The sequence below is a fragment of the Bradyrhizobium sp. DOA9 genome, assembly GCF_000617845.2.
Taxonomy (GTDB): Bacteria; Pseudomonadota; Alphaproteobacteria; order Rhizobiales; family Xanthobacteraceae; genus Bradyrhizobium.
Genome location: NZ_DF820425.1, coordinates 5780768 through 5802524 on the forward strand (window position 1 = coordinate 5780768; position 21757 = coordinate 5802524).

Annotated in this window: 17 protein-coding genes; 9 read left to right on the forward strand and 8 right to left on the reverse strand. The window is 63.5% G+C overall.

The features are described 5' to 3' along the window. Window positions 1-76: 76 nt before the first annotated feature. On the forward strand, window positions 77-1345 hold the full coding sequence (locus BDOA9_RS27280) for a serine hydrolase domain-containing protein (protein WP_025037117.1): 1269 nt from the start codon (window positions 77-79) through the stop codon (window positions 1343-1345). On the opposite strand, the gene BDOA9_RS27285 is transcribed toward BDOA9_RS27280, so the two are convergent. Further along, on the reverse strand, window positions 1331-3793 hold the full coding sequence (locus BDOA9_RS27285; RefSeq protein ID WP_025037118.1) for a putative bifunctional diguanylate cyclase/phosphodiesterase: 2463 nt from the start codon (window positions 3791-3793) through the stop codon (window positions 1331-1333). The genes BDOA9_RS27280 and BDOA9_RS27285 overlap by 15 nt on opposite strands. Before the next feature lie 1218 nt (window positions 3794-5011). Further along, complete coding sequence (locus BDOA9_RS27290) at window positions 5012-5860, reverse strand: LysR family transcriptional regulator (RefSeq protein WP_025037119.1); 849 nt, start codon at window positions 5858-5860, stop codon at window positions 5012-5014. Window positions 5861-5963: 103 nt separating this feature from the next. On the opposite strand from BDOA9_RS27290, the gene BDOA9_RS27295 reads away from it, so the two are divergent. Then, window positions 5964-6956, forward strand: a complete 993-nt coding sequence (locus tag BDOA9_RS27295; protein WP_025037120.1) for a zinc-dependent alcohol dehydrogenase family protein — start codon at window positions 5964-5966, stop codon at window positions 6954-6956. A gap of 159 nt (window positions 6957-7115) precedes the next feature. Here the strand turns inward: BDOA9_RS27295 and BDOA9_RS27300 are convergent, their stop codons facing one another. Both BDOA9_RS27300 and BDOA9_RS27305 read right to left on the reverse strand, forming a co-directional pair. Next, entirely contained in the window at window positions 7116-7352 is a 237-nt protein-coding gene (locus BDOA9_RS27300; RefSeq protein ID WP_244521532.1) for a hypothetical protein, read from the reverse strand. A gap of 336 nt (window positions 7353-7688) precedes the next feature. Further along, a complete protein-coding gene (locus BDOA9_RS27305) occupies window positions 7689-8762 on the reverse strand; it encodes a hypothetical protein (protein WP_025037122.1) in 1074 nt (357 codons plus the stop codon). Window positions 8763-9011: 249 nt separating this feature from the next. On the opposite strand from BDOA9_RS27305, the gene BDOA9_RS27310 reads away from it, so the two are divergent. After that, window positions 9012-10058 (forward strand): patatin-like phospholipase family protein, encoded by a 1047-nt coding sequence (locus BDOA9_RS27310; protein ID WP_025037123.1) that lies wholly within the window; start codon window positions 9012-9014, stop codon window positions 10056-10058. On the opposite strand, the gene BDOA9_RS27315 is transcribed toward BDOA9_RS27310, so the two are convergent. Next, window positions 10059-10487: a CBS domain-containing protein gene (locus BDOA9_RS27315; RefSeq protein ID WP_025037124.1), complete on the reverse strand. Its 429-nt coding sequence runs from the start codon at window positions 10485-10487 to the stop codon at window positions 10059-10061. 187 nt (window positions 10488-10674) lie between these two features. After that, window positions 10675-11496: a rhomboid family intramembrane serine protease gene (locus BDOA9_RS27320; protein WP_025037125.1), complete on the reverse strand. Its 822-nt coding sequence runs from the start codon at window positions 11494-11496 to the stop codon at window positions 10675-10677. 566 nt (window positions 11497-12062) lie between these two features. Between BDOA9_RS27320 and BDOA9_RS27325 the strand changes: the two genes are divergently transcribed. The 3 genes from BDOA9_RS27325 (at window position 12063) to BDOA9_RS27335 (ending at window position 14463) form a co-directional block, all read left to right on the forward strand. Continuing rightward, window positions 12063-12617 carry a PAS domain-containing protein gene (locus BDOA9_RS27325; protein WP_025037126.1) on the forward strand — a complete coding sequence of 185 codons (555 nt, stop codon included), beginning with the start codon at window positions 12063-12065 and terminating at the stop codon, window positions 12615-12617. Window positions 12618-12744: 127 nt separating this feature from the next. Then, complete coding sequence (locus BDOA9_RS27330) at window positions 12745-13878, forward strand: DJ-1/PfpI family protein (RefSeq protein WP_025037127.1); 1134 nt, start codon at window positions 12745-12747, stop codon at window positions 13876-13878. Between the two features lie 78 nt (window positions 13879-13956). Then, a complete protein-coding gene (locus BDOA9_RS27335; protein ID WP_025037128.1) occupies window positions 13957-14463 on the forward strand; it encodes a GNAT family N-acetyltransferase in 507 nt (168 codons plus the stop codon). Between the two features lie 19 nt (window positions 14464-14482). On the opposite strand, the gene BDOA9_RS27340 is transcribed toward BDOA9_RS27335, so the two are convergent. Continuing rightward, complete coding sequence (locus tag BDOA9_RS27340; protein ID WP_025037129.1) at window positions 14483-16399, reverse strand: DEAD/DEAH box helicase; 1917 nt, start codon at window positions 16397-16399, stop codon at window positions 14483-14485. Between the two features lie 270 nt (window positions 16400-16669). On the opposite strand from BDOA9_RS27340, the gene BDOA9_RS27345 reads away from it, so the two are divergent. Then, a complete protein-coding gene (locus tag BDOA9_RS27345; RefSeq protein ID WP_025037130.1) occupies window positions 16670-17410 on the forward strand; it encodes a metallophosphoesterase family protein in 741 nt (246 codons plus the stop codon). Between the two features lie 5 nt (window positions 17411-17415). Here BDOA9_RS27345 and BDOA9_RS27350 read toward each other — a convergent pair whose 3' ends face one another. Beyond that, window positions 17416-17844, reverse strand: coding sequence for a VOC family protein (locus BDOA9_RS27350; protein WP_244521533.1), 429 nt, complete (start codon window positions 17842-17844; stop codon window positions 17416-17418). 54 nt (window positions 17845-17898) lie between these two features. On the opposite strand from BDOA9_RS27350, the gene BDOA9_RS27355 reads away from it, so the two are divergent. Further along, entirely contained in the window at window positions 17899-20043 is a 2145-nt protein-coding gene (locus BDOA9_RS27355; RefSeq protein WP_210183844.1) for an AAA family ATPase, read from the forward strand. Further along, window positions 20040-21749, forward strand: coding sequence for a UvrD-helicase domain-containing protein (locus BDOA9_RS27360; RefSeq protein ID WP_025037133.1), 1710 nt, complete (start codon window positions 20040-20042; stop codon window positions 21747-21749). Before BDOA9_RS27355 ends, BDOA9_RS27360 begins: the two co-directional genes overlap by 4 nt. Window positions 21750-21757: the final 8 nt, after the last annotated feature.

Here is a 21757-nt window from a genome sequence, read left to right on the forward strand (position 1 = left end):
GACGCGTTTTTAACCGATGCTGTGTTGACGCATCGAGCGTCTTGCGGCTTTGATCCCGCCGAGGGAGGAAGCCCGGATGAAGCGTCGTGAATTTCTGGTCGGGGCCGCACTGCTCGCCGGCACAATGGCGCGAAGCCGCGCTGCGGACATCCCGGCGCCGTCGCCCGAGGGGCTCGAGCGCATCACCGCCTATTTCAACACGGAGGTGACAAGCGGCCGCCTGCCGGGCGCGGTGATCCTGGTGCAGCAGCACGGCAAGCCGGTCTACCTCAAGACCTTCGGCGTGCGCGACACCAGGACCGGCCTCGCCATGACGCCGGACACGATCTTCGCCATCCACTCCATGACCAAGCCGATCACGTGCCTCGGCGCGATGATGCTGATCGACGAGGGCAAGCTCGCGCTGACCGACCCCGTGTCGAAATACGTTCCGCTGTTTGCCGAGACCAAGGTGGGCCGCGAGGTGACCCTGCCCAACGGCACGGTCGAGCTGGACCTCGACCCACCGGACCGCCCCGTCAACATCGAGGATCTGCTGCGGCATACGTCGGGCATCAGCTACGATTACATCGGCAGCGAATGGGTCGAGCACGCCTACAAGATGGCCAACATTTTCGCGGGCCATTTCAACAACAGGGAATTCGCCGATCGCATCTCCAGGCTGCCGCTGGCGCGGCAGCCTGGAACGCTGTGGCGCTACGGCCATTCCACCGACGTGCTCGGCAGCGTCATCGAGATCATCTCGGGCCAGACGCTGTACGAGTTCCTGAAAGCACGTCTCTTCGATCCGCTCGGCATGAACAGCACCAAATTCGCGCTCGCCGGCGAGGACGAGCTGGTGCGGATGGCGCGGCCGCTGCCGAACGACTTCATCCTGCTCGCCGGCGAGCGCGACCGCCTGGAGCACCCCGAATGGCAGTCCGGCGGCGGCGGCCTGCTCTCGACCATCACCGACTATCAGCGCTTCGCGCAGATGCTGCTCAACGGCGGCGAGTTCGAAGGCAGGCGCTATCTCAGCCCGGCCGCGTTCAAGGCCATGACGACCGACCAGATCGGACCCGGCTCCGGCGTCGGACGCGACTATTTCTATTTCCCGGGCGACGGCTTCGGCTACGGCTATGGCCTTGCGGTGCGGACCGATCCGGGCAACGCCAAACCGCCGCCGCCGGGCTCGCTCGGCGAGTTGAAATGGGACTCGGGAAGCGGCACCTATTTCGGCGTCGATCCCAAGCTCGACATGGTCTACCTGATGATGCAGCAGACCCAGAACGAGCGCGGCCGCATCACGCCCGCGTTCAAGGCACTGGTCTACGATTGCTATCCACCCGCGTTACGCCGCCCGTGAGGTGCGCTGGCCGAAATCGGCGAGCAGCTTTGCGATCTCGGCGGCGGGCCGGGCGGCGCTGAACAGAAAGCCCTGCACCTCGTTGCAGCCTTCGGCGCGCAGCCAGTCGAGCTGATCCTCGGTCTCCACGCCCTCGGCGGTCGTGGTGATGTTGAGGCTGCGCCCCAAACCCGAGATCGCGCGCACGATCGCGCCGCAATCGGGCCGCTGCGCCAGATCCTTGACGAAGGAGCGGTCGATCTTGATCTTGTCGAAGGGAAAGCTGCGCAGATAGCTCAGGCTGGAATAGCCGGTGCCAAAATCATCCATGGAAATGCCGACGCCGAGCTCGCGCAATTGGTGCAGGGTGGCGACATTGGCATCGGTCTCGGCCAGGAAGATCGACTCGGTGATCTCGAGCTCGAGCCGCTTCGGCGACAGGCCGGACTGCGCCAGGGCCGAGATCACGACCTGAACCAGGTTGCGGCTGCGGAATTGCGCCGGCGACAGGTTGACGGCGACCTTGACGTCGGCGGGCCATTTGACTGCCTCGGCGCAGGCTTCGCGCAGCACCCATTCGCCGAGCTGGATGATGAGCCCGATGTCCTCGGCAACGGGGATGAACTCCGCCGGCGAGACCATGCCCTTGTCCGGATGACGCCAGCGCAGCAGCGACTCGAAACCTGAGATGCGATCGGAGGCGATCGACACCAGCGGCTGGTAATGCAGCTCGAACTCGCCATTGGCGAACGCGCGGCGCAGGTCCAGCTCCATGTCACGGCGCTTCTGCGCCTGGAGGTCCATCTCACGCTCGAAGAAGCGGTGCACGCCGCCGCCGTCGGCCTTGGCCCGGTACAGCGCCATGTCGGCATTGCGCATCAGCTCTTCCGGCGTGGTGCCGTCGCCCGGCGACAGTGCGACGCCGATGCTGGCGCCGATCACCATCTCCTGTCCCTCGACGTCGTAAGGCGCCTTCAGCATGTCGATCAGCAAGGAGGCGCAGGCGCTGGCCTCGTTCGGCGAGACGTCGGCTGCCAGGATGACGGCGAACTCGTCGCCGCCGAGCCGCGCGGCGAGATTGGCGCCGCGGACCGCAACGGTCAGGCGCTCGGCGACCTGCTTCAACAGGCGATCGCCCACCGGATGGCCGAAGGAATCGTTGATGTTCTTGAACAGGTCGAGATCGATGTAGAGCACGCCGACCCGTTTTCCCGCGGCCTGGTCCAACGCCTGCTTCAGGCGCTCCTGGAAGTATTCGCGGTTCGGCAGGTCGGTGAGCCCGTCATGATGCGCCATATAGGCGATGCGCGCTTCGGCCTTGCGCCGCTCGGTGATGTCGACCACCGCCACCAGATAGCCCTCGCGCTCGTCGAAGGCGACGCGGCGGCCGAAGGTGAGCACCTCGATCTCGCTGCCGTCCGCGCGCAAGTGGCGCCAGTTGCGCGAGGAGTGATAGGCGTCGCCGAGGCGCTCCAGCGCCGCGGCGTGACTGTCCCACTCGTCCTCCGGCCATATCTCGTGCAGCTTCATGCGCAGGAAGGTCGCGCGGCTGTAGCCGTAATGCTGGACCGCGGCGTCGTTGACGCTGAGAAACGCCCTGGTCTCCGCGTCGAACACCCACATCGGCATTGGATTGTTGTCGAACAGGAGGCGGAACGAAGCATCGCGCCGCTTCAGGACGGTGACATCGGAGATGGTCAGCGAAACCACGTCGGCGAAGGCGGTGGCGCTGAGCCTGAGGTAGCGCCCTTCGCTCTCGATCTCGAGCTGCTCGCAGCGGCTGCCCGAAACGGCCTTGAGCAGGAATTCCATCACCTCGGGCAAAGCCAGCAGCGTGCCGCCCTCGCCGATCCGCCGCCACAACAGGCTTGCGCCGACAACCTTCAGCAGCTCACCCGCGCTCTTGTTGTGGTGCACGACCTGAAGGTCGAACGGCTTGCCGGCGGCATCGCGCAACGTCGCCAGCGAGACCACCGCGTCGTCGGTCGCGGAAAAGACAGCGTCGAGGAGATTGTATTGCGCGCCGCGCTCGTTGACATAGGCGCCGATCAGGGTCGCGCCCCAGCGCGAGGACGTCGGCAGCGCCAGCACGTCATAGGTCCTGACCATGCCGTCGCGCACGCAATGCGCGCTCGCCCGATGCGGCCTGCCGGCCGCCAGCGCGCTTGCCGCCGCTTCCGACAGCGCGGTGGCACAATCGGGCGACAGCTCGGCAAGGGGAATGTCCCAGCGCTCGTCGCCGAGCCATTTCTGCACGTAGCGTCCGCTGCGCGACAGCTCGAGCACACCATCGCTCTTCAAGAGCGCGATGTGGTCGGCGAGCCGTCCGAGGCTGCCGAGCATGACGTCCTCGTAGCGCGGCAGCCGCTCGCCCGGCTTCAACGCCGCACGCCATTTGCGCTGAAGCACCGGGATGTCGTCGAACATATCGGCGGCCGGTTTTCCCGGCAACTTCTTCGCGGCAGTCATTGCAGTCCCCAACGCACTTTGCCGCCGCATCCAATGCAGACGCTCTTAACGACGTGTAAAAAGCGCGAAGGCGCTGGTTCCATTCGGTGATTATGACAGTTTTAAGTCAGGTGTTGGTTAGTGCGTGTTAGAGACTGTGACGGTTTCGCGAAGGTGCTCTCGTGTCCCGGAGGCGACGCAGCGCGTGAGGCGGCGCAGAGCCGAAGAGAACGCTGCGCTGTGTCCGGGGCACACAGCCGGAGTTTTCGCGCACACCTGCCTCCACCCGTCATTGCGAGCGCAGCGAAACAATCCAGAATCTTTTCGCAGAGGCAGTCTGGATTGCTTCGCTGCGCTCGCAATGACGGGGTGTGTGGTGACCGTCGCTCCTTTAATTCGTAAGATGGGTAGAGCGAAGCGAAACCCATCGACGCTTTCTCCGTGTTGAAGCATGATGGGTTTCGCAAGGGCTCTACCCATCCTACGACTCGCAGACACGCCTTCGCATTCTCGCGGCGCATCTCGCCCGAGCTTTGCATGATCACCTCAGCCCCGATGGAAAAGGGCGCAGGGAAGACCGGGTGCCGGCCGGGCACCCACGGTCCACTGTGCGAAAGGTGGCAACAAAAGTTTGCACAGCGGCATACAGGTGAAGCCAAACATCCGGCCTTCCCTGCGCAGTGGCTTTACGGCTTATGTCGCGCTCTCCTCGGGGAGCGATGCACTATTGCCCCCGTCGCCTTGCCGATAGCTGATGCGCGTGCCCGGTTGGGCCGCCCCATCACCACAAGACTTGACGCACAGACCCCGGGCGCCAGGACCACACGATTTTGCCGTACGCGAACCACACCCGTCGTTGGCGCGATGGTTTTCGCTCACGGTTGCCCGCCCTGCGAACCTTCCGCCCCAGTGTGACCCGCGTCCACCGCCGCCCGGCCCGCGTTCGTGACGATCGCGATACGCCCCTCTTCCTTGGGCCGGGTTGAGCCGACACATACGTTATTTCCGAATTTCGGTAAAGTGGAATATTTTCCGCGGCGCAGGTTGACCGGCATCTTGGGTGTTTTGCCCGTCGGGCAACGCAACGGATCGATGTGTAGGGTGGCAAAGCGACTTGTCCGCCGTAGCTCGAAGAGCGAAGGCGGAAGCGTGCCCACCATTGCCTAATGCGATCGTCGAGAGGTGGTGGGCACGGCGCGCAAAGTGCGCGCGCCTTTGCCGACCCGACAAACTAGACCGTCACGCCAACCTCTCAATCACCAGATCCAGCAGCGCGCGGAGCCGAGCCAGCCGCTTGAGGTCGCGGTGATAGCCGACGAAGGTGTCGCGGCCGGGCGGCGGCATGCCGATGTCAAATGCGACGAGGCGGCGGTCGCGGTCGCCGAGCGGGCGCGGCAACACCGCCAATCCCCCGCCGCTCGCACAGAGCTCAGCCTGCGCCTGCCTGTTGTTGCTGCGCGAGGCGACCTCCGCATGGGGCAGCGTACGCTTCAGCCAGACCGCATCGGGCATGTCGGCGAATTCGACGTTCATGGTCACGACGCGGACCCCGCGCCCGTCACCGACGCGCGGCGGCTTGCTGCCCTTCCTGCCATAGAGCGCGTAGGGAATGTGCAGCAGCTTCCTGGAAATGACTTCGGGCTCGCTGAACGGCTTGATGCGGAAGACGAGATCGGCCTCGCGGCGCGGCAGGCTGTAGAGGCGCGCATCGGTCAGGAGTTCGATGGTCACCCTCGGATGCCGCTTGCCAAAGGCGGCGATCACTGGCGACAGCATCACCGTCCCGAACCAGTCGGAGGATGACAGTCGCAAAAGACCATCGAGCTGCGTCTCGGCGCCGGAGGCGTACCGCTCCAGCGCGAGCGCTTCCTCCTCGATCCGCTCGGCGTGCCGCAGTACGGCGGCGCCCTCATCGGTGAGGACAAATCCGTCGGCGGTGCGCTGGAACAGGGTCTGTCCCAACGCCTGTTCGAGCGCGCGAAGCCGCCGGCCCATCGTCGGCTGGGTCTGGCCAATTTTTCGCGCGGCAGCGCCGAGCGTTCCTTCGCGCGCAATTGCGAGGAAGATGCGCAGATCGCTCCAGTCCATCCGAATCCAGCCAAACAAAATTGTATGACCATCGTACAGCCTTGTTCCTTCTCATGCAAAACTTCATGGGCATATTGGAGAGCGACAACGGAGCAAGACGGCCATGACGAGACCATCGACGATGCGCGCGGCGATCCTCGAGACCCACAACGCGCCGCTGCGGCTCTCAAGCATCTCCACGCCCGAGATCGGCCCGCACGAGGTGCTGGTGCGCGTGCGCGCCAGCGGGGTCAATCCGCTCGACACGAAGATCCATGCCGGCGTAGCGGCCCATGCGCGCCATCCGCTGCCTGCAATTCCCGGGATCGATCTCGCCGGCGTGATCGAGCAGGCCGGGCACGAGGTGACACGGTTCAAGCCGGGCGATGAGGTCTATGGCATGACCGGAGGCGTCGGCGGCGTACAGGGCTCGCTGGCCGAATTCGCCGCGGTCGATGCCGATCTGCTGGCGCCAAAGCCCGCCAATCTCAGCATGCGGGAAGCGGCTGCCCTGCCCCTGATTTTCATCACGGCGTGGGAAGGCCTGATCGACCGTGCGTCGCTCAAGGCCGGCCAGAAAGTGTTGATCCATGGCGGCGCCGGCGGCGTCGGTCATGTCGCGATCCAGATCGCACGCGCCTTCGGGGCGAACGTGTTCGCAACGGGCTCGGCGTCGCAGCGCGCCACCATCGAAGGTCTTGGCGCGGTGTTCATCGACCGCAGCACCCCTGTCGAAGCCTACGTTGCCCATCATACCGGCAGCCGCGGCTTCGACATCGTCTACGACACGGTCGGCGGCAAGGTGCTCGACGCCTCCTTTGAAGCAGCGCGCCGCTTCGGCCATGTGGTGAGTGCGCTCGGCTGGGGCACGCACGCGCTTGCGCCGCTGTCGTTCCGCGCCGCCACCTATTCCGGCGTGTTCACGCTGCTACCGCTGCTGTCGGGCGAAGGCCGCGCGCATCATGGGGAGATCATGATGGAGGCGACGCGCCTGGTCGAGGCCGGCAAGCTCGTGCCGATGCTCGATCGCCAGCGCTTCACATTGGAGAATGTGGGCGACGCCTATGCGCTGATCCGCGATCACGCAGCGAAGGGCAAGCTGGTCGTCGATGTCTGAGATGAAGCCTGTCGCGCGGCACGGCTTTGCCCCATCTGGGCTACGAGGCAGCGTGCCTCCAAAGCGCGATGAGATCGGGTTGAATCGTCATCGCGCTTTAGCTCTTTGTTTGAGCATGAACTTTTCGGAAAACCGCTTCACACTTTTCCGGATCATGCTCTAGTCCTCGCTCGACGCCGCCGAGCGGTTGCGCAGATAAGCCTGGGACAGCAGAAAGAACAACGCGCGCTCGCCCTGATATTTGGCGGACGGACGCGTGCGCTCGAAGCCGTCGGCAAATATCTTGCCGGACTGGTCGCACACCTGCCACCGCCAGCCGAACCGCTTGCGCCTGGTGAGGATCACTTCGAACATGCCGATGAGCCTGGTCCCCTGCTCCGTGCCGAACCAAGGCATGCGCCTGCTCCGGCTTCCCCGTTGGACGGACGCGAGACATATAGCGCAGCAGGATGGACAGAGTATAAAATTGATTATCGGAAATTCGTATCGTCCACTGTCGTGAGCAAGGCGCGCCGCCGTTGGAATAAGCCGATGCCGCCGGTGTTTCTTGGCCCCGCAGGCGAGTGGTGACGTTACCATTATTCGCGCCAGAACGCAGAACAGCGGCGGACGGTTAGTGGCAGGCAGTTACTTGGCAGAAACCCGCTGAAGGCAACGGTATTCCAAGATGCACATACGTGCGCGCGATGAGAATGGCCGTGCGGGAGCTTCTCGTTGCGGGCCGCGCTGGCCTCAGCGCGCGATGACTTCGACTTCGCCGTCGACGCCGTTGACGACGTTGAAGCCGCGCTCGTAGACCTTGCCCTCGTTCTTGGCGATGGCGCGGTACTCGCCTTCGGACAGCACGACGCGCGGGAACGCGCCGATCGATTCCTTGATGACGTCGCCGCCCGGGGTCAGCACCGACCAGGCGGTATTGGCGAGCGCCTCGCCGCCCTTGTCGCTGACCAGCTTGAGCGTGATGACGGCGGCGCGGTGGGTGATGGTGACGTCGGTGAGCTTGCCGGCCTGGACGCGGATGTCCGAGCGCACCACCGAATTGGCATCGCCGTAGTTGGAGACGATGTAGTAGGTGCCCTCCGGGATCAGCACGACGTCGCCGGCGGCGACGTTCGGCACCAGGGAGGCGCGCTCGCCGGATTCGAACTGGCTGCCCTTGTAGATCGCGAACGAGATCTGGTTCTGCGGAATGCGGCTGGTGCCGACGCGGCCTTCGATGCGCAGGCCGCCGGCCGGCAGCACGAAGGATTCGCGATTGGTCTCGGACTTCAGGCTGACGGTGCGCACGGCGCTGACGAGGCCGAAGGCGACGTGGACGACATAATTGCCGGGCGGCAGCACGATGTTCGGCGTCCCGCTGCGGTCCTCGCGGATCAGCTTGAAGGTGCCGTTCTCGTCGGGCCGGTCGGCGAACACGCGCCAGACCAGGCCGCTGGTGATCGGCGCCGAGTCCTTGCCGTATTTCGCGGTCAGGGACAGCACGCCCTGTCCGGGCACGGCCGCATTCAGCGGGGCGGCGGGCGGCACGGACGAGACCGCGGGCGGCGGCATGCTCGGGGTCGCCGGCTGCATCAGGGTCGGCGGCAGGCTTGGGGGTCCCGCGCCCGGCCCGGAAGGCGGCGCCAGGCTGACGGCGTTGCCGGGGTCGGGCACCGAGGCGGGCGGCACCGGCGGCGGACGATCCGAGAAAAGCTGCGCCTGGGCGGCGTTTCGGCCGGAAACAAGGAGACAAGCGCCAATGATCAGCGCCGGCAGCAGCCTGCCGCTGCGCCGCCATCTGATGATGCCGTCACCCCCGCGTGTCATGCTCCCTGCTTTTCACCGAAAACGCGGCAAATTCAAGCCTCTGAAACCCTTGGAAATACGGCCCCGGACGTTTCTGTGGAACCGGGTTGACGGCTGCGTGATTAGTTCGGAAGCAACCGCCCCTCGCCATACTCCTGCCCCGTGCCCTTTCCAAAGCGGCATAAACCATGCTTCGCGCCTGGGATGGCGGAGCGCAAGGGCGATGCCTAGTCTGACGACGCGGGCTGGCCCGGCGTAGGAGAGTTTTCGGTGCTGGACAGATTGAAAGGCCGGGGCGCGAACGGCTCGAACGGCGAGAAAGTGGGCGAAAAAGTCGGCCTGGGCAGCATCCGCCGGCCGGTAATCGGCCTTGCCCTCGGCGGCGGCGCGGCGCGCGGCTTCGCCCATATCGGAATCCTGAGGACCCTGATTGCCAACGGGATCGTGCCCGATGTCGTGGTCGGCACGTCCATCGGCGCGGTGGTGGGCGGCCTCCATGCGGCCGGCCGGCTCGATACGTTCGAGGAATGGGGGCGCAGCCTGCAAGGGATGCGCAACATTCTCGGCTATCTCGATATCCGTCTCAACGGCTCCGGCCTGCTCGGCGGCGAGAAGCTCGCGACCCGGCTCGAGGAGGCGATCGGGCAGGTCCTGATCGAGGACCTGCCGATCAAGTTCGCGAGCGTCGCGACCGAGGTTCGCACCGGCCACGAGATCTGGCTGACACGCGGCCGCGTGGTCGATGCCATGCGCGCGTCCTACGCCCTGCCGGGCATCTTCGCGCCCGTGCTGATCGGCGACCGCTGGCTGGTCGACGGCGCGCTGGTGAACCCGGTGCCGGTCTCGGCCGCCCGCGCGCTCGGCGCCGAAATCGTCATCGCCGCAAATCTTTCCAGCGACATCTTCACCCATTCAACCACGATCTATTCGCATGGCGCAGTGCCCAGCCCGGTCGTGCCGGAGGCCGGGGAGCCGGCGGCCAAGCGGCGCTTCCCGCGCCTGTTCTCGCCCGAGAAGACGATGAAGCGCGAGTTCTTCGGCGGCAACGGCCGGCCCGGCATCTCGTCGGTGATGGTGGACGCCTTCAACATCATGCAGGATCGCATCACCCGCGCCCGTCTCGCCGGCGATCCGCCCGACATGCTGATCACGCCGCGGGTCGGCCAGTTCGGCTGGTTCGACTTCCACCGCTCCGAAGACCTGATCGCACATGGCACGCGCGCAGCCGAGCGCGCGCTGGAGTCCATCCAGGAGGCGATCCACGTGCTGGCGCCGGCGCCCGCGGGCACCGCGCCGAAAGCGGACGAGCAGGCCTGATCAGGCGGTCTTGATGTAGTCGCGCAAGGCTTCCTGCTCGGTCTCGTATTCGCGGACACGCCATTTGACGATGTCGCCGATCGAGATCAGGCCGACCACCTTGCCGTTGTCGATCACGGGCAGATGGCGGAACTTGCCCGTCGTCATCGTCTCCATGATCTCGGCGACGGTGTCGGTCTCCTTGCAGGTCACGACCTTGCGGGTCATCACCTCCGAGACCGGCGCCTCGAGCACGGCGGCGCCGCGCTCGCCGAGCACGCGCACGATGTCGCGCTCCGACAGGATGCCCTCGACGCGGCTCTGGTTCATCACCAGCACCGCGCCGATCTTCTTCTCGGCCAGCAGCTTGATCGCGGCCGCCAGCTTGGCGTCGGGCTCGACGCTCATGATCTGGTGGCCCTTGGTGTTGAGAATGGAACGTACCGTCATTGTCGCCTCCCTGAATCCGAGCCGTCCGCCTTTGGCGGTCCGGACTTGTTCGCGAGTCTTCAACTAACAGTTACAGCGCCGGTTCACGCTCGTGCGCTTTGCGAAGCATCGTCGCTAACGACGTGCCGCTTCGGAACATTCTTCGCGGGAATGATGGATGAATTCGGGCCGCGTCGCAAGCGCCGCTTCAGATACGGTCTGAAACGTCCCGTGATGACGCATCCGCAGCATCGCCTCGCAGACGCGGCACGGGATCGAACAGAGCGAACAACAACAGGCCGGCGAAGAAGCCGCCGATATGCGCCTGCCAGGCCACGCTCGTGGTTTCGGCGTCGACCCCGATCGCGCCGACGCCGAAGATGATGTTGACGCCGAACCAGACGGCGAGGAAGCCGACCACCCGCCCGTCGCGAAGCGCGCGCGACAGCGGCAGCGCCGGAACTTTCGCGGCGGTATCGGCATCCGAACGGCTGAACGACAGGAAGCTGCCGCGGACGAAGGCGAAGCGGATCGCGGCCGCCATCGCGCCCGACACCGAGGCCGAGGCGCCGATCATCGGCGCCACCGCATGCTCGTGGGTGACGAGGTGGGCGAGCGCGCCGGCCGCCGCCGTCACCGCCAGGAAGACGAAGAACCTGACCGTGCCGAAGCGCCGCGCCAGCGCGCTGCCGAACGGCAGCAGCCACAGCACGTTGAAGCCGAGATGGGTGAGATTGGCGTGCAGCAGCGAATAGGTGACGAAAGTCCAGACCTTCGCCCCCGCCCCGCCCGGGATCTGCAGATTGAGCAGCGAGGAATCGTAGCGCTTCGGGATGAAGCCGAAGACGTCGATGGTCCAGTTCTCGAGCTCCGGCGGCAGCAGCACCCGCAGATGGATCACCGCCAAGAGCAGGATATAGGCGGTCAGCGCCGGAGGCAGCGTCAGGATCGGCTCGCGCGGAGCCTCCTCATTGACGGCCGGCGGGCCCGGCTGAGGACCTTGCGGCGACGAATCTTGCGGGGAATCCAAGGCAGCTTCGCTTTCAGGCGACATCGGAGCGACAGGCTTGGAGATAGTCGCCTTTGCCGTCCCTGCGCAAGTGCACAAAAGGAAATCGTGCGGGCTGTATCGTTCGCTGGCCGGCTGACTGGGTCCCGGCTCTGCAGCGCATCACTGAAGAGGCTGTGCTACGTCCGGAGCACGAGCGCTGATTGCCGAAAAAGGAAAAGGCAGGGCCCTGGGAAGGCCCTGCCTGTCCGTGTCGGTCTTCCGGTGGCCGGAGAGATAAGGCGTATCCCCACCCCTCCCCGCGGCCCGTGACCAAACTGTTTGACGCCCTGTACAGGCCCCGCCGAGAACCTGGAGAAAAGCGGCGAGGTTTGCGACCGGGGTCACCATAGCAGGCGCGTAGCCGACACGAAGCACATCGTTAATTTAACGTTAACGACGCAAAGACCGCCTTAACCGGCGCGAAAACGCGCCGGCGGCATGGACGCTGCAAATCCCCTCCTGCACAACAACAGAAGGGATCGCGGGTGCACTGAAGCGGGACAGGTCTGTCCCTTCGAGGTCGCACCCCGGGCGAGCGTTCAGTCATGAAACATCCGTCGAGCCGCGCGTTCTTCGCGTATTGGGACAACAAGCGCGGCACTGCACGGGCCCCTGACCGGGCCGACATCGACCCGGCCGCGGTCCGCGGCCTGCTCAGCGACATCTTCGTGCTGTCCTGCGAGCCGAACCTAGGCTTCCCGTTCCGCGTCGCCGGCACACGCGTCTGCGCGCTCGCAGGAACGGACCTCAAGGACCGGAGCTTTGCGGCGCTGTTCACAGCAGCCAGCCGCAGCGAGATCGAGGAGATCACCACGATCGTCGCCGACGAGACGCTGGGCGCGATCGCCGGCCTCACCGCCGCGCGCGAGGACGGCAGCAAGGCGCATCTCGAGCTCCTGCTGCTGCCCTTCAACGCGCGCCCGCATACGCCGGTCAGCGTCACCGGCGTGCTCGCGCCGTTCGACGACGAATGCGGCACGCTGTCCGCCTTCACTCTCACCTCCTGGCGCTACCTGCACCAGCCGGAGAAACTGCTGCCGCGCGCCATCCGGAAATTGCAGATCGCACGCGGGCTGATGGTGTATGAGGGGCTGCGATAGAGCGCCTGCGGACAGGCGGCGATGGATCCTCGCGCGGCATGACTGTTTTTGCCGGATTTGCGTCATTCCTGACGTCGATGCGACCGGATAGCTTCCGCGTCGCGTGAGACGAGCGGGTGACATCATGATGAGCTGGCGCAATCTGGCGTGGACTGCCCTCGGCGGCATGACATTGCTGGCGGCGATCGGCGCGACCTGGCTGCTCCTGCTGCCGGCCGCGCCGGCATCGGGAACCCCGCCTGCGATTTCCAGAGACGAAGCTGAGGCGACCCTGGCGGCGCTGAAACCGCCGAAACGCAAGCGCCCCCTGATCGCCATCGTCGGCATCAACGACATGAGCGAGACCACCGATTACCTGATGCCCTACGGCATCCTCGCCCGCGCCGACATTGCCGACGTCCTCACCTTGTCGACGCAGCCAGGGCCCGTCACGCTCTATCCGGCCCTCAAGGTGCAGCCGCATGCGACCATCGCCGAGTTCGATGCCGCGCACCCGGACGGCGCCGACTACGTCATCGTGCCGGCGATGAGCCGCGACGACGACGCGACGGTCTTGCACTGGATCAGGAGCCAGGCCGGCAAGGGCGCGATCGTGATCGGCGTCTGCGTCGGCGCCACCGTCGTTGCCAACACCGGCTTGCTCGACGGCAAGCGGGCCACGACGCATTGGTATTCCGTGCGCGATCTGCAGAAGCATGGGACGATCCGCTACGCGGCGGACCGCAGGCTGGTGGTCGACCAGGGCGTCGCGACGACCACCGGCATCACCGCATCCATGCCGATGGCCCTCACCTTGATCGAGGCGATCGCCGGCCGCGCCAAGGCCGAGGCGGTCGCCGGCGACATCGGCCTTGCGAGATGGGACGCACGCCACCGCAGCGACGCGTTCAGCTTCACACGCCCCTTCGCGCTGACGGCGATCACAAACACGCTCGCATTCTGGAAGCGCGAGCAGCTCGGCATCGCCCTGCGGCCCGATGTGGACGAGGTCTCGCTCGCCCTGATCGCCGATGCGTGGTCGCGCACCTACCGCTCGCGCGCCCTCACCTTCGCCGCCACGCCGGAGGCGCAGACGAGCCGCAGCGGCCTTCGCATCCTGCCGGACCGCATCGCCGAGAATTGGCCGGCGGAGCAGACCCTGCCGAATGCCGGCGCCTCGCCGCCGGCGCGGGCGCTCGACGAGACGCTGCGTGCGATCGAGGCACGCTACGGAGCGCGCACGGCCGACTTCGTGGCGATGCAGCTGGAATATCCGAGATAGGAGCGGCAGGATCTTTCTCGCTGCGCACATCGCCGCGGCGGAATAGATTGGCATGAAACCACGGAACGACGCATCGACATGAGCAAGCCGCATTGGCGTCCCGCGCGCGCCTCGGACCTCGCTGCAATCAGCGCGATTGCGGCGCGCATCCATCCTGCGTTGCCCGAACGCGCCGAGGTGCTCGGGGAGAAGATGCGGCTTTGCCCGGACGGCTGCAGCGTGCTCGATACGGACCAAGGCATCGTCGGTTACGGACTGGCACATCCCTGGATGCGCTACCGGATTCCGCCGCTCGACGGCTTTCTGCGAGGATTGCCCGATGGCGCGGACTGTCTCTACGTCCACGACGTCGCCGTATTGCCCGACTTCCGCGGCGGCGTCGTGCGCGCTTATGTTGCCGAGATCGAGACGCTGGCGGGTGCGTCGGGCATCACAACACTCGCGCTGGTTTCGGTCTACGGCACGCGGCTGCTATGGGAACGCATGGGCTTTCGCACCCTGACGGCGGACGCTGAGCTGCGCGCAAAGCTCGCATCCTACGGCGACGGCGCGACCTATATGCTGCGCGAGCTCGCCGCGAGGTAAGCCCGTCGCCAGCAGAAGCTCAACCGCGACGCTTCTTCTTTGTCTTCTTTCCCGATGCGCCCTTGACCGGCCATGGCGTGACCGACGGCTCGGCGTGGCCGGGCCTGTTCTTGTGCTTCTTCTTTCCGAAGGAAGGAGCATCGCCGAATTTCGGCGCGCGCTCAGGCTTGCTGCGTGGCTTGAAGCCGCTGGCCTCGCGCGGGCGATCCTCGCGCTGTTCACGATGCGCGCCGGCCTCGCGCTGCGGCGCGCGAGAGCGCTCCTGGGGCGCTTCTTGCCGGTTGGGCGCGTCCGCCATCGGCTCGATCCGGATGCTGTCTTCCTTGTCCGGACGCTTGATCTTCGCCGCAAAGGAGTCGGCGACCCGCTCGGAGATCTCGAACTCGGTGGTGGTGTCCATGATCTTGATGGCGCCGATGTCGCGCTTGTCGATGCCGCCGCGGCGACAGATCATCGGCAGCAGCCAGCGTGCTTCCGCGTTCTTGCGGCGCCCGATGGCAGCACGGAACCAGACGCTGCCCTCGGCCATGCCGTGCTTCGAGGATTTGCCAGCCTTCGGGCGCGGCTTGGCGCGGTCATCTCCCTGTTCGAACCTATCACGCCCGCGTTCCGGCTTGCCGCTGCGCTCGCCGGGATCGATGATGTCCTCGGGCGACGGCAGCCGCGCGCGATAGAGCCGCGCCAGCGCAGCGGCAATGTCCTCGGCGGAGCGCTCGGCCAACAGCGCTTGCGCCAGGGCCAGATCGTCGGGTGTCGTCTCCTCCGTGAACAGCACGTCCTTCATGCGCGCGTGATCGAGCTTGCGGATGTCGTCCGCCTGCGGCGCCGTGCCCCAGACCGCGTCGACGCCTGCGAGATTGAGCAGCAGCTCGGCGCGCCGCCGCCGCGCGGGCGGCACCAACAGGACGCTCGTCCCCTTCCGGCCCGCGCGCCCCGTGCGGCCCGAGCGATGCTGCAGGACCTCGGCGTCGTTGGGCAAATCGGCATGGATGACGAGGTCGAGGCTCGGCAGGTCGATGCCGCGGGCGGCAACGTCGGTCGCGACGCAGACGCGGGCGCGGCCGTCGCGCAGCGACTGCAGCGCCAGGGTGCGTTCGTTCTGCGTCAACTCGCCCGACAGCGCGACCACCGAAAAGCCGCGCTCCAGCAGCGCGGCCTGCAAATGCCTGACGGCATCGCGCGTGCTGCAGAACACCAGCGCGCTCGGCGCCTCGTAGAAGCGCAGCACGTTGACGACGGCATGCTCGACGTCGGCGGGCGCGATGCGGATCGCGCGGTATTCGATGTCGGCGTGGCCGCCCTCGTCGCCGGCGACCTCGATCCGGAAGGCGTCGCGCTGATAAGCCTTCGCCAGCGCGACGATGCCGCGCGGAAACGTTGCCGAGAACAGCAGCGTGCGACGCGTCTGCGGCGTGGTCTCGAGGATGAATTCCATGTCCTCGCGAAAGCCGAGATTGAGCATCTCGTCGGCTTCGTCGAGCACGACCGCGGCGAGCTCGGAGATGTCGAGACGGCCGCGCCGCAGATGATCGCACAGACGCCCGGGCGTGCCGACGACGATGTGCGCGCCGGCGGCGAGCTCGCGCTGTTCGCGCCGTGGATCCATGCCGCCGACACAGGAGACGACACGCCCGCCGGCATGCCCGTACAGCCAGGCCAGCTCGCGCTGAACCTGGAGCGCGAGCTCGCGGGTCGGCGCCACGATCAAAGCGAGCGGCGCGGCCGCCGGTGCGAACTGCTCGGCGTCATCGAGGATGTTCTTGGCGATGGCCAATCCGTAAGCGACGGTCTTGCCGGAACCGGTCTGGGCCGAGACCAGGAGGTCGCGGCCGGTGGCTTCATGGGCGAGCACCGCGAGCTGGACGGGCGTCAGTGAATCATAGTTCCGCTCGGCCAAAGCGCGGGCGAGCGGCGGGGTCAGGGCCGGAAGAGACACGAGATGGAGAACCTTGGTTGAATTCAGGCGCGCGAACGGTGGACCGGGGCGCCTAAAGCTGCGTGCGCGGCAAACGGCCGACCGCACGCGGATTTGATCTAGGCGCTCTTTACGCCATGCGCCCGGAAATCACCATAGCCGTGATGCATGGCTCGCCGGGCAGCCGCGCCGGAAGGTTGCAGCGGATACGCGGCCAGCTCGATTAACCTTGGTGCGACGGATCGGCCGACAGCCGAGCCGGGCGCAACTCTGAGCATATGAGGAATAACGATGCGATTGGCGGTCATTTCCGACATCCACGGCAATCTTGCCGCGCTCGAGGCGGTGCTGGCGGATATCAAGACGCGGGGCGTCGATCGAACGGTCAACCTCGGCGATTGCGTCACCAGCCCGTTGTGGCCACGGGAAACGTTCGAATTCCTCCAATCGCTGTCGTTGCCCACCGTGCGCGGAAACCATGATCGCTGGATCGAGGAATTTCCGGACGACAAGCTCTCGCCGGCAGGCCTGTTTGCGCGCAACGCACTGACTGCGGAGCAGCGTCGGACACTTCACAATTTGCCCTCCCAGCTGCGACTGGACGACGGCATCCTGGCCTGCCATGGCACGCCCGAGAGCGATACGGCGTGCCTGCTGGAGGACGCGCTCGACGACGGCCGCTTCGTGCCGGCACGCCGCGACACGCTGGAGGCACGCCTTGCGAGCGAGCCGGCGGCGCGCGTGGTGCTGTGCGGCCATAGCCACCGCCCGGCCGTCGTTCACGGGCCGCGCGAATGTCTGGTCGTCAACCCCGGCAGCGTCGGATGTCCTGTTTTCGCCGACCTTCCCGTCGCCGCGAAACTCGAACACCGCTCGCCTCACGCCCGCTACGCGATCCTCACGAAGGGAAAGCGGGGCTGGCAGGTCGATCTCCTGGCCCTCGAATACGACTGGGAAGCCGCCGCGGCGCGCGCGCTCGCCAACAACCGCCCGGCCTGGGCGCAGGCCATGTTGTCCGGATACGTCAAATAGAATTTTCAGATCTCCGCGTACACTTCCAGCAAATTGCCGTCGGGATCGCGGAAGAACAGCGTGCGATGGCCGAAGGGCTGGTTCGTCGGCGGCGACAGCAGCGCCACGCCCTGGCGCACGAGTTCATCGGCGCACGCGTCGACCTCGGCAGCAGAGACCTTGAAGGCCAGCTGCAGCGAGGCGCTGCCCGCTGGCGTCGGTGCATCACCGGAGGTGCGGCTCGGCCTTGCCAGCGCCAGCGTGTTGCTGCCGAGGCTGTACTCGATCCAGTTCGGCGACAGCTCGCGCGAGAGGGATAAGGCGAGGACGTCCTCGTAGAAGCCGCGCATCGCGGCCATGTCGCGCACGAAGATGACGGTGTAGTCGATCGCGCGGATGGCGTTGAAGGGCGAGCGGGTCTGTGGAGCTAGTTCGCGTGCTTTATCACCCATCATAGTACCCTTCATCCTAGACACTCGTGCACAGCACAAAACGACAAACTCCAGCGCATGCTGGTGGCTGCCGAACAGCACATCATTTTGCGGTGCAACGACGTACGTATTCAAATTTTAGATGGAGGGCAGAACCTAAGTCGACTTGCACTCGATAACGCCCTCTGGTTGAATTCTCATATTTCACCCTTCCACCAATGCGCGACCCAACCAATGAAGCTCCAAACCATTTGCTTGCGAAACTATAGACTAATCGAAAATGCTGAAATTCACCTTGAAACTGGAACGCAAGCCACCATTTTGGTCGGCCCAAACAATAGCGGAAAGACATCGCTAGTCGAATCTGTCGCGGCCTTTCTGAGCGGCAATATAAGATCCTTCGCGATCAGCGACTTCTCAATCCGCACTCAACCGGCGTTCACTGCCTTTCAGAAGGCCGCACTATCGGGGCAGATCGGCACATCCTCTTTACCGCCCCTACCATCACTGCAGCTTGACCTGAATTTCGCGTACGATGATTCCGCTGAAGATCTCGTCGTCGCTGACTCGCTCCTGATGGACCTCGACGAGACCTCGTCTGAAGTTCGGTTTCGAATAGAGCTGCAATCAATCATCGCCGACGAGCTAGCCTTCGCCTTCAAGGCTTTTCACGAGAAGTATCCCAAAAGGGATTTGCGCGATTTCTTAGCTACAAAGCTCGCTCAATATTATGACTTTCGATACTTCAAGGTCGCCAAAGACGGCGCAGTTCAATCGATTCCCTCCGACAAAGTAGCATCACTGATCGAACGATTGATTCGAGTAGACTTTCTTCCTGCGCAGCGGCACATGGAAGACCAAGAAGGAACCCGACAAGCGACGAAGCTCTCCCGCCTCCTTAATATCCACTACGAGCACCGATACAAGTCCACTCAGCCCGACAGCTACGAGGAACTAGAGACTGCCGTCCGTGAGCAGGCCGAGGAATTGACCATCAAATATGGGGCAGCCTTCGCTGAACTGAAGCAAGCCCTGCAAACATTTGGATATCCGGAGACGCCTAATCTGAGTATCCGCGCGGAATTATCCGCTAGTGCGATCTTCAAGGACAACACGCGCGTCTTCTACGCGGCCGAGCTGGAACCGATAGGAGGGGCTGAGGCAGTCCCTTACGAGCTTCCAGAACGATATAATGGCCTCGGATTCAAAAATCTCATCTATATGGTATTGCAACTAAAAGCATTCCGAGACGAAGCTCAGAGTTTGGATGGACCACGCCCCCGTGTACACCTTGTCGTCGTCGAGGAACCTGAAGCACACCTTCATCCTCAGATGCAGACTGTCTTTCTTAATAAGGCACAATCTTTTCTTGAGGCTGGCACACCCGGCGGAGCACAGCTGATAATCACAACGCACTCCTCTCACATTGCTGCCACATCAGGTCTCACCCCAGTCCGATATTTCCGCAGAAAAGGATCCCGTGCGACAGTCAAAGATCTTATGACCTTCAAAGATTCGCGCTCGAGCGAAGATCAAAAGAAGGCATACGACTTCGTCGCGCAGTATTTGACGATAACTCGGTGCGATCTCTTCTTTTGTGACAAGGCGATTTTGATCGAAGGCGCTGTTGAACGCCTGCTATTACCTCCAATGCTGCTGCTTGCCGAGAAAGCCGGCATAGACCTTACCCAAGCGTATCTTTCAGTTGTCGAAGTTGGCGGAGCCTACGCCCACATCTTTCGCGAGTTTCTGCAGTTTCTAGACGTTCCGGCGCTAGTGATCACCGACCTAGATTCGATCGATTCAAGCCGCAAGAAATGCCCCGTTAGCCAAGGCGTTTCGACTAGCAATGCAACTCTTAAAGCTTGGCTCCCCGGGCAATCTGTACTTGGAGACATACGCGCGGCCCAACCTGACGATTGCACCGACGGCTCGATTCGCGTGGTTTTTCAGGTCCCCGAAGCCGATGGCCGCCCCTGCGGCCGGAGCTTTGAGGAAGCCTTTTGCTACGCAAATAGCGAGTGGCTAATTGCGAACAATAGAGCCCTACTTGGGACTGGCGATCTCTTTAACTACGCCACCGCGGGAGACTTGGAAGCTGCGGCCTACTCCATCTCGTTCCCGAAAGTCGACTTCGCGATTGACCTCATATTGAACAATGGCTGGAAAACGCCACTTTACATTTCCAACGGCCTGAAATGGCTCTCGGAGCAGCGTGGATGAACGATGCTGACGCAAAAATCGCGAGCTGTATTGAGGCTCGTCAAAGCTTCCTCCTTGATGCTGGTGCCGGAGCAGGAAAGACGTACTCCCTCGTCAAGGCCCTCAAACTCCTACTGAAGTCGCACCGAAGCGAGCTGAAGGCAAAAGGACAGCAAATCGGGTGCATCACGTTTACAAATGTTGCAAAAGATCAGATCGCCGAGAGGATCGAGAATGATCCACTGGTGAGAGTTTCCACAATTCACGACTTCTTATGGGACTTGATTGCTCCCCACCAAAGAGCACTACGGCTCGCGGTTAGCAAATACAATGCGTCGCTAAAGGACAGCAGCCGGCGGAAGGTGGAGCAAGCTTCGCTCGAAGCTGCGCTACAAAATGCGTCCGTCACTTATGCCGATCTTGGGACAAATCTGCTAAAGGGGCGACTATTCCACGATGACCTTCTGCAGGTCGCTCAGATTATGTTTGAAGACAACCCGATGCTCGCTCAAATTAGTGTCGCAAAATTTCCATTTCTGTTCATCGACGAATATCAAGACACGAGCAGGCCGGTCGTTGAGATCGTGCTGGGCATTATCCTACCCAAAATGAAGGATCGCTTTGTGGTCGGCCTATTCGGGGACAAGCTACAGAGCATCTACTCGAGCACATCGAATCCTGGAATTGGCGAACTCCCCCCAGCGCTTCGAGAGTTGCTCGAGCCTATCATCAAACCCGACAATCGACGCTGTCCTATTGCAGTAATAAACGTCCTCAACCGAATCCGCGATGACATTCAGCAGGTGCCAGCTGCAGACAATTCGCAGGGGGAAGCCCTCTATTTGTTCGCTCAAGATGAAGCTGGACTAGAGTCGGCCCAAACGTTTCTTAAGGATAGCCGCGGCTGGTCGGTAACAGCAAACCGGACGAAGCAATTATTCCTGACGCACCGATTAATTGCCAAGAGGGGCGGATACGGAGATTTGATTCAGGTTTACGGGGACCGAGGCGGATACTTCAGGGAAGACTTTCTTGGAGGAGAGGATCGAACCATTTCCTTCTTCATGGATAAAGTAGAAGCCCTCGCGTCCGCTTGGCGCTCAGCCAACCAGGGGCTGACCGTCACCTTACTTAAGAACAATGGATTTCAACTCAGGTCGAACGCGGACAAACAAGTTGTCCGTCGCGAGCTAGACAAACTAAACGAGCTTCGCGAGACCGCGACCGTAAAGGAGGTTCTTACGCACCTCCGAAGTTCAAAGCTTATGACGATGCTGGAAGAACTTGAGACTAGGCTGACAACGCCTAAGCGGGATACTTCCAAGATGGACGAAAAGGATACTGAGCGCGAGGCTCGAGATTCAAAATTCTACACCGAGCTATTCAGCTTGCCTTACGCGCAGATTGCATCTTTCGTGGACTTTTTCCTGAACCACACACCCTTTGCTACAAAGCATGGCGTCAAAGGCGCCGAGTTTGACGAAGTGATCGTAGTGCTCGACGACAAGGGAGCTAGATGGACACAATACTCGTTTGACAAATATCTTAGCATGGAAGACTTGAGGGATAAGGCTGAGCGCTGGAAGAGAAGCCGGAATCTCTTTTACGTTTGCTGTTCAAGACCCAGAGAACGACTTGCGGTGGTGGACCTAGGCAGTCGCGACAACGCAAAAGTCGAGAATATTAGGCGGATCTTCGGACCCGCCAACGTTCTCGAAATTCAGTGAAACCTGAA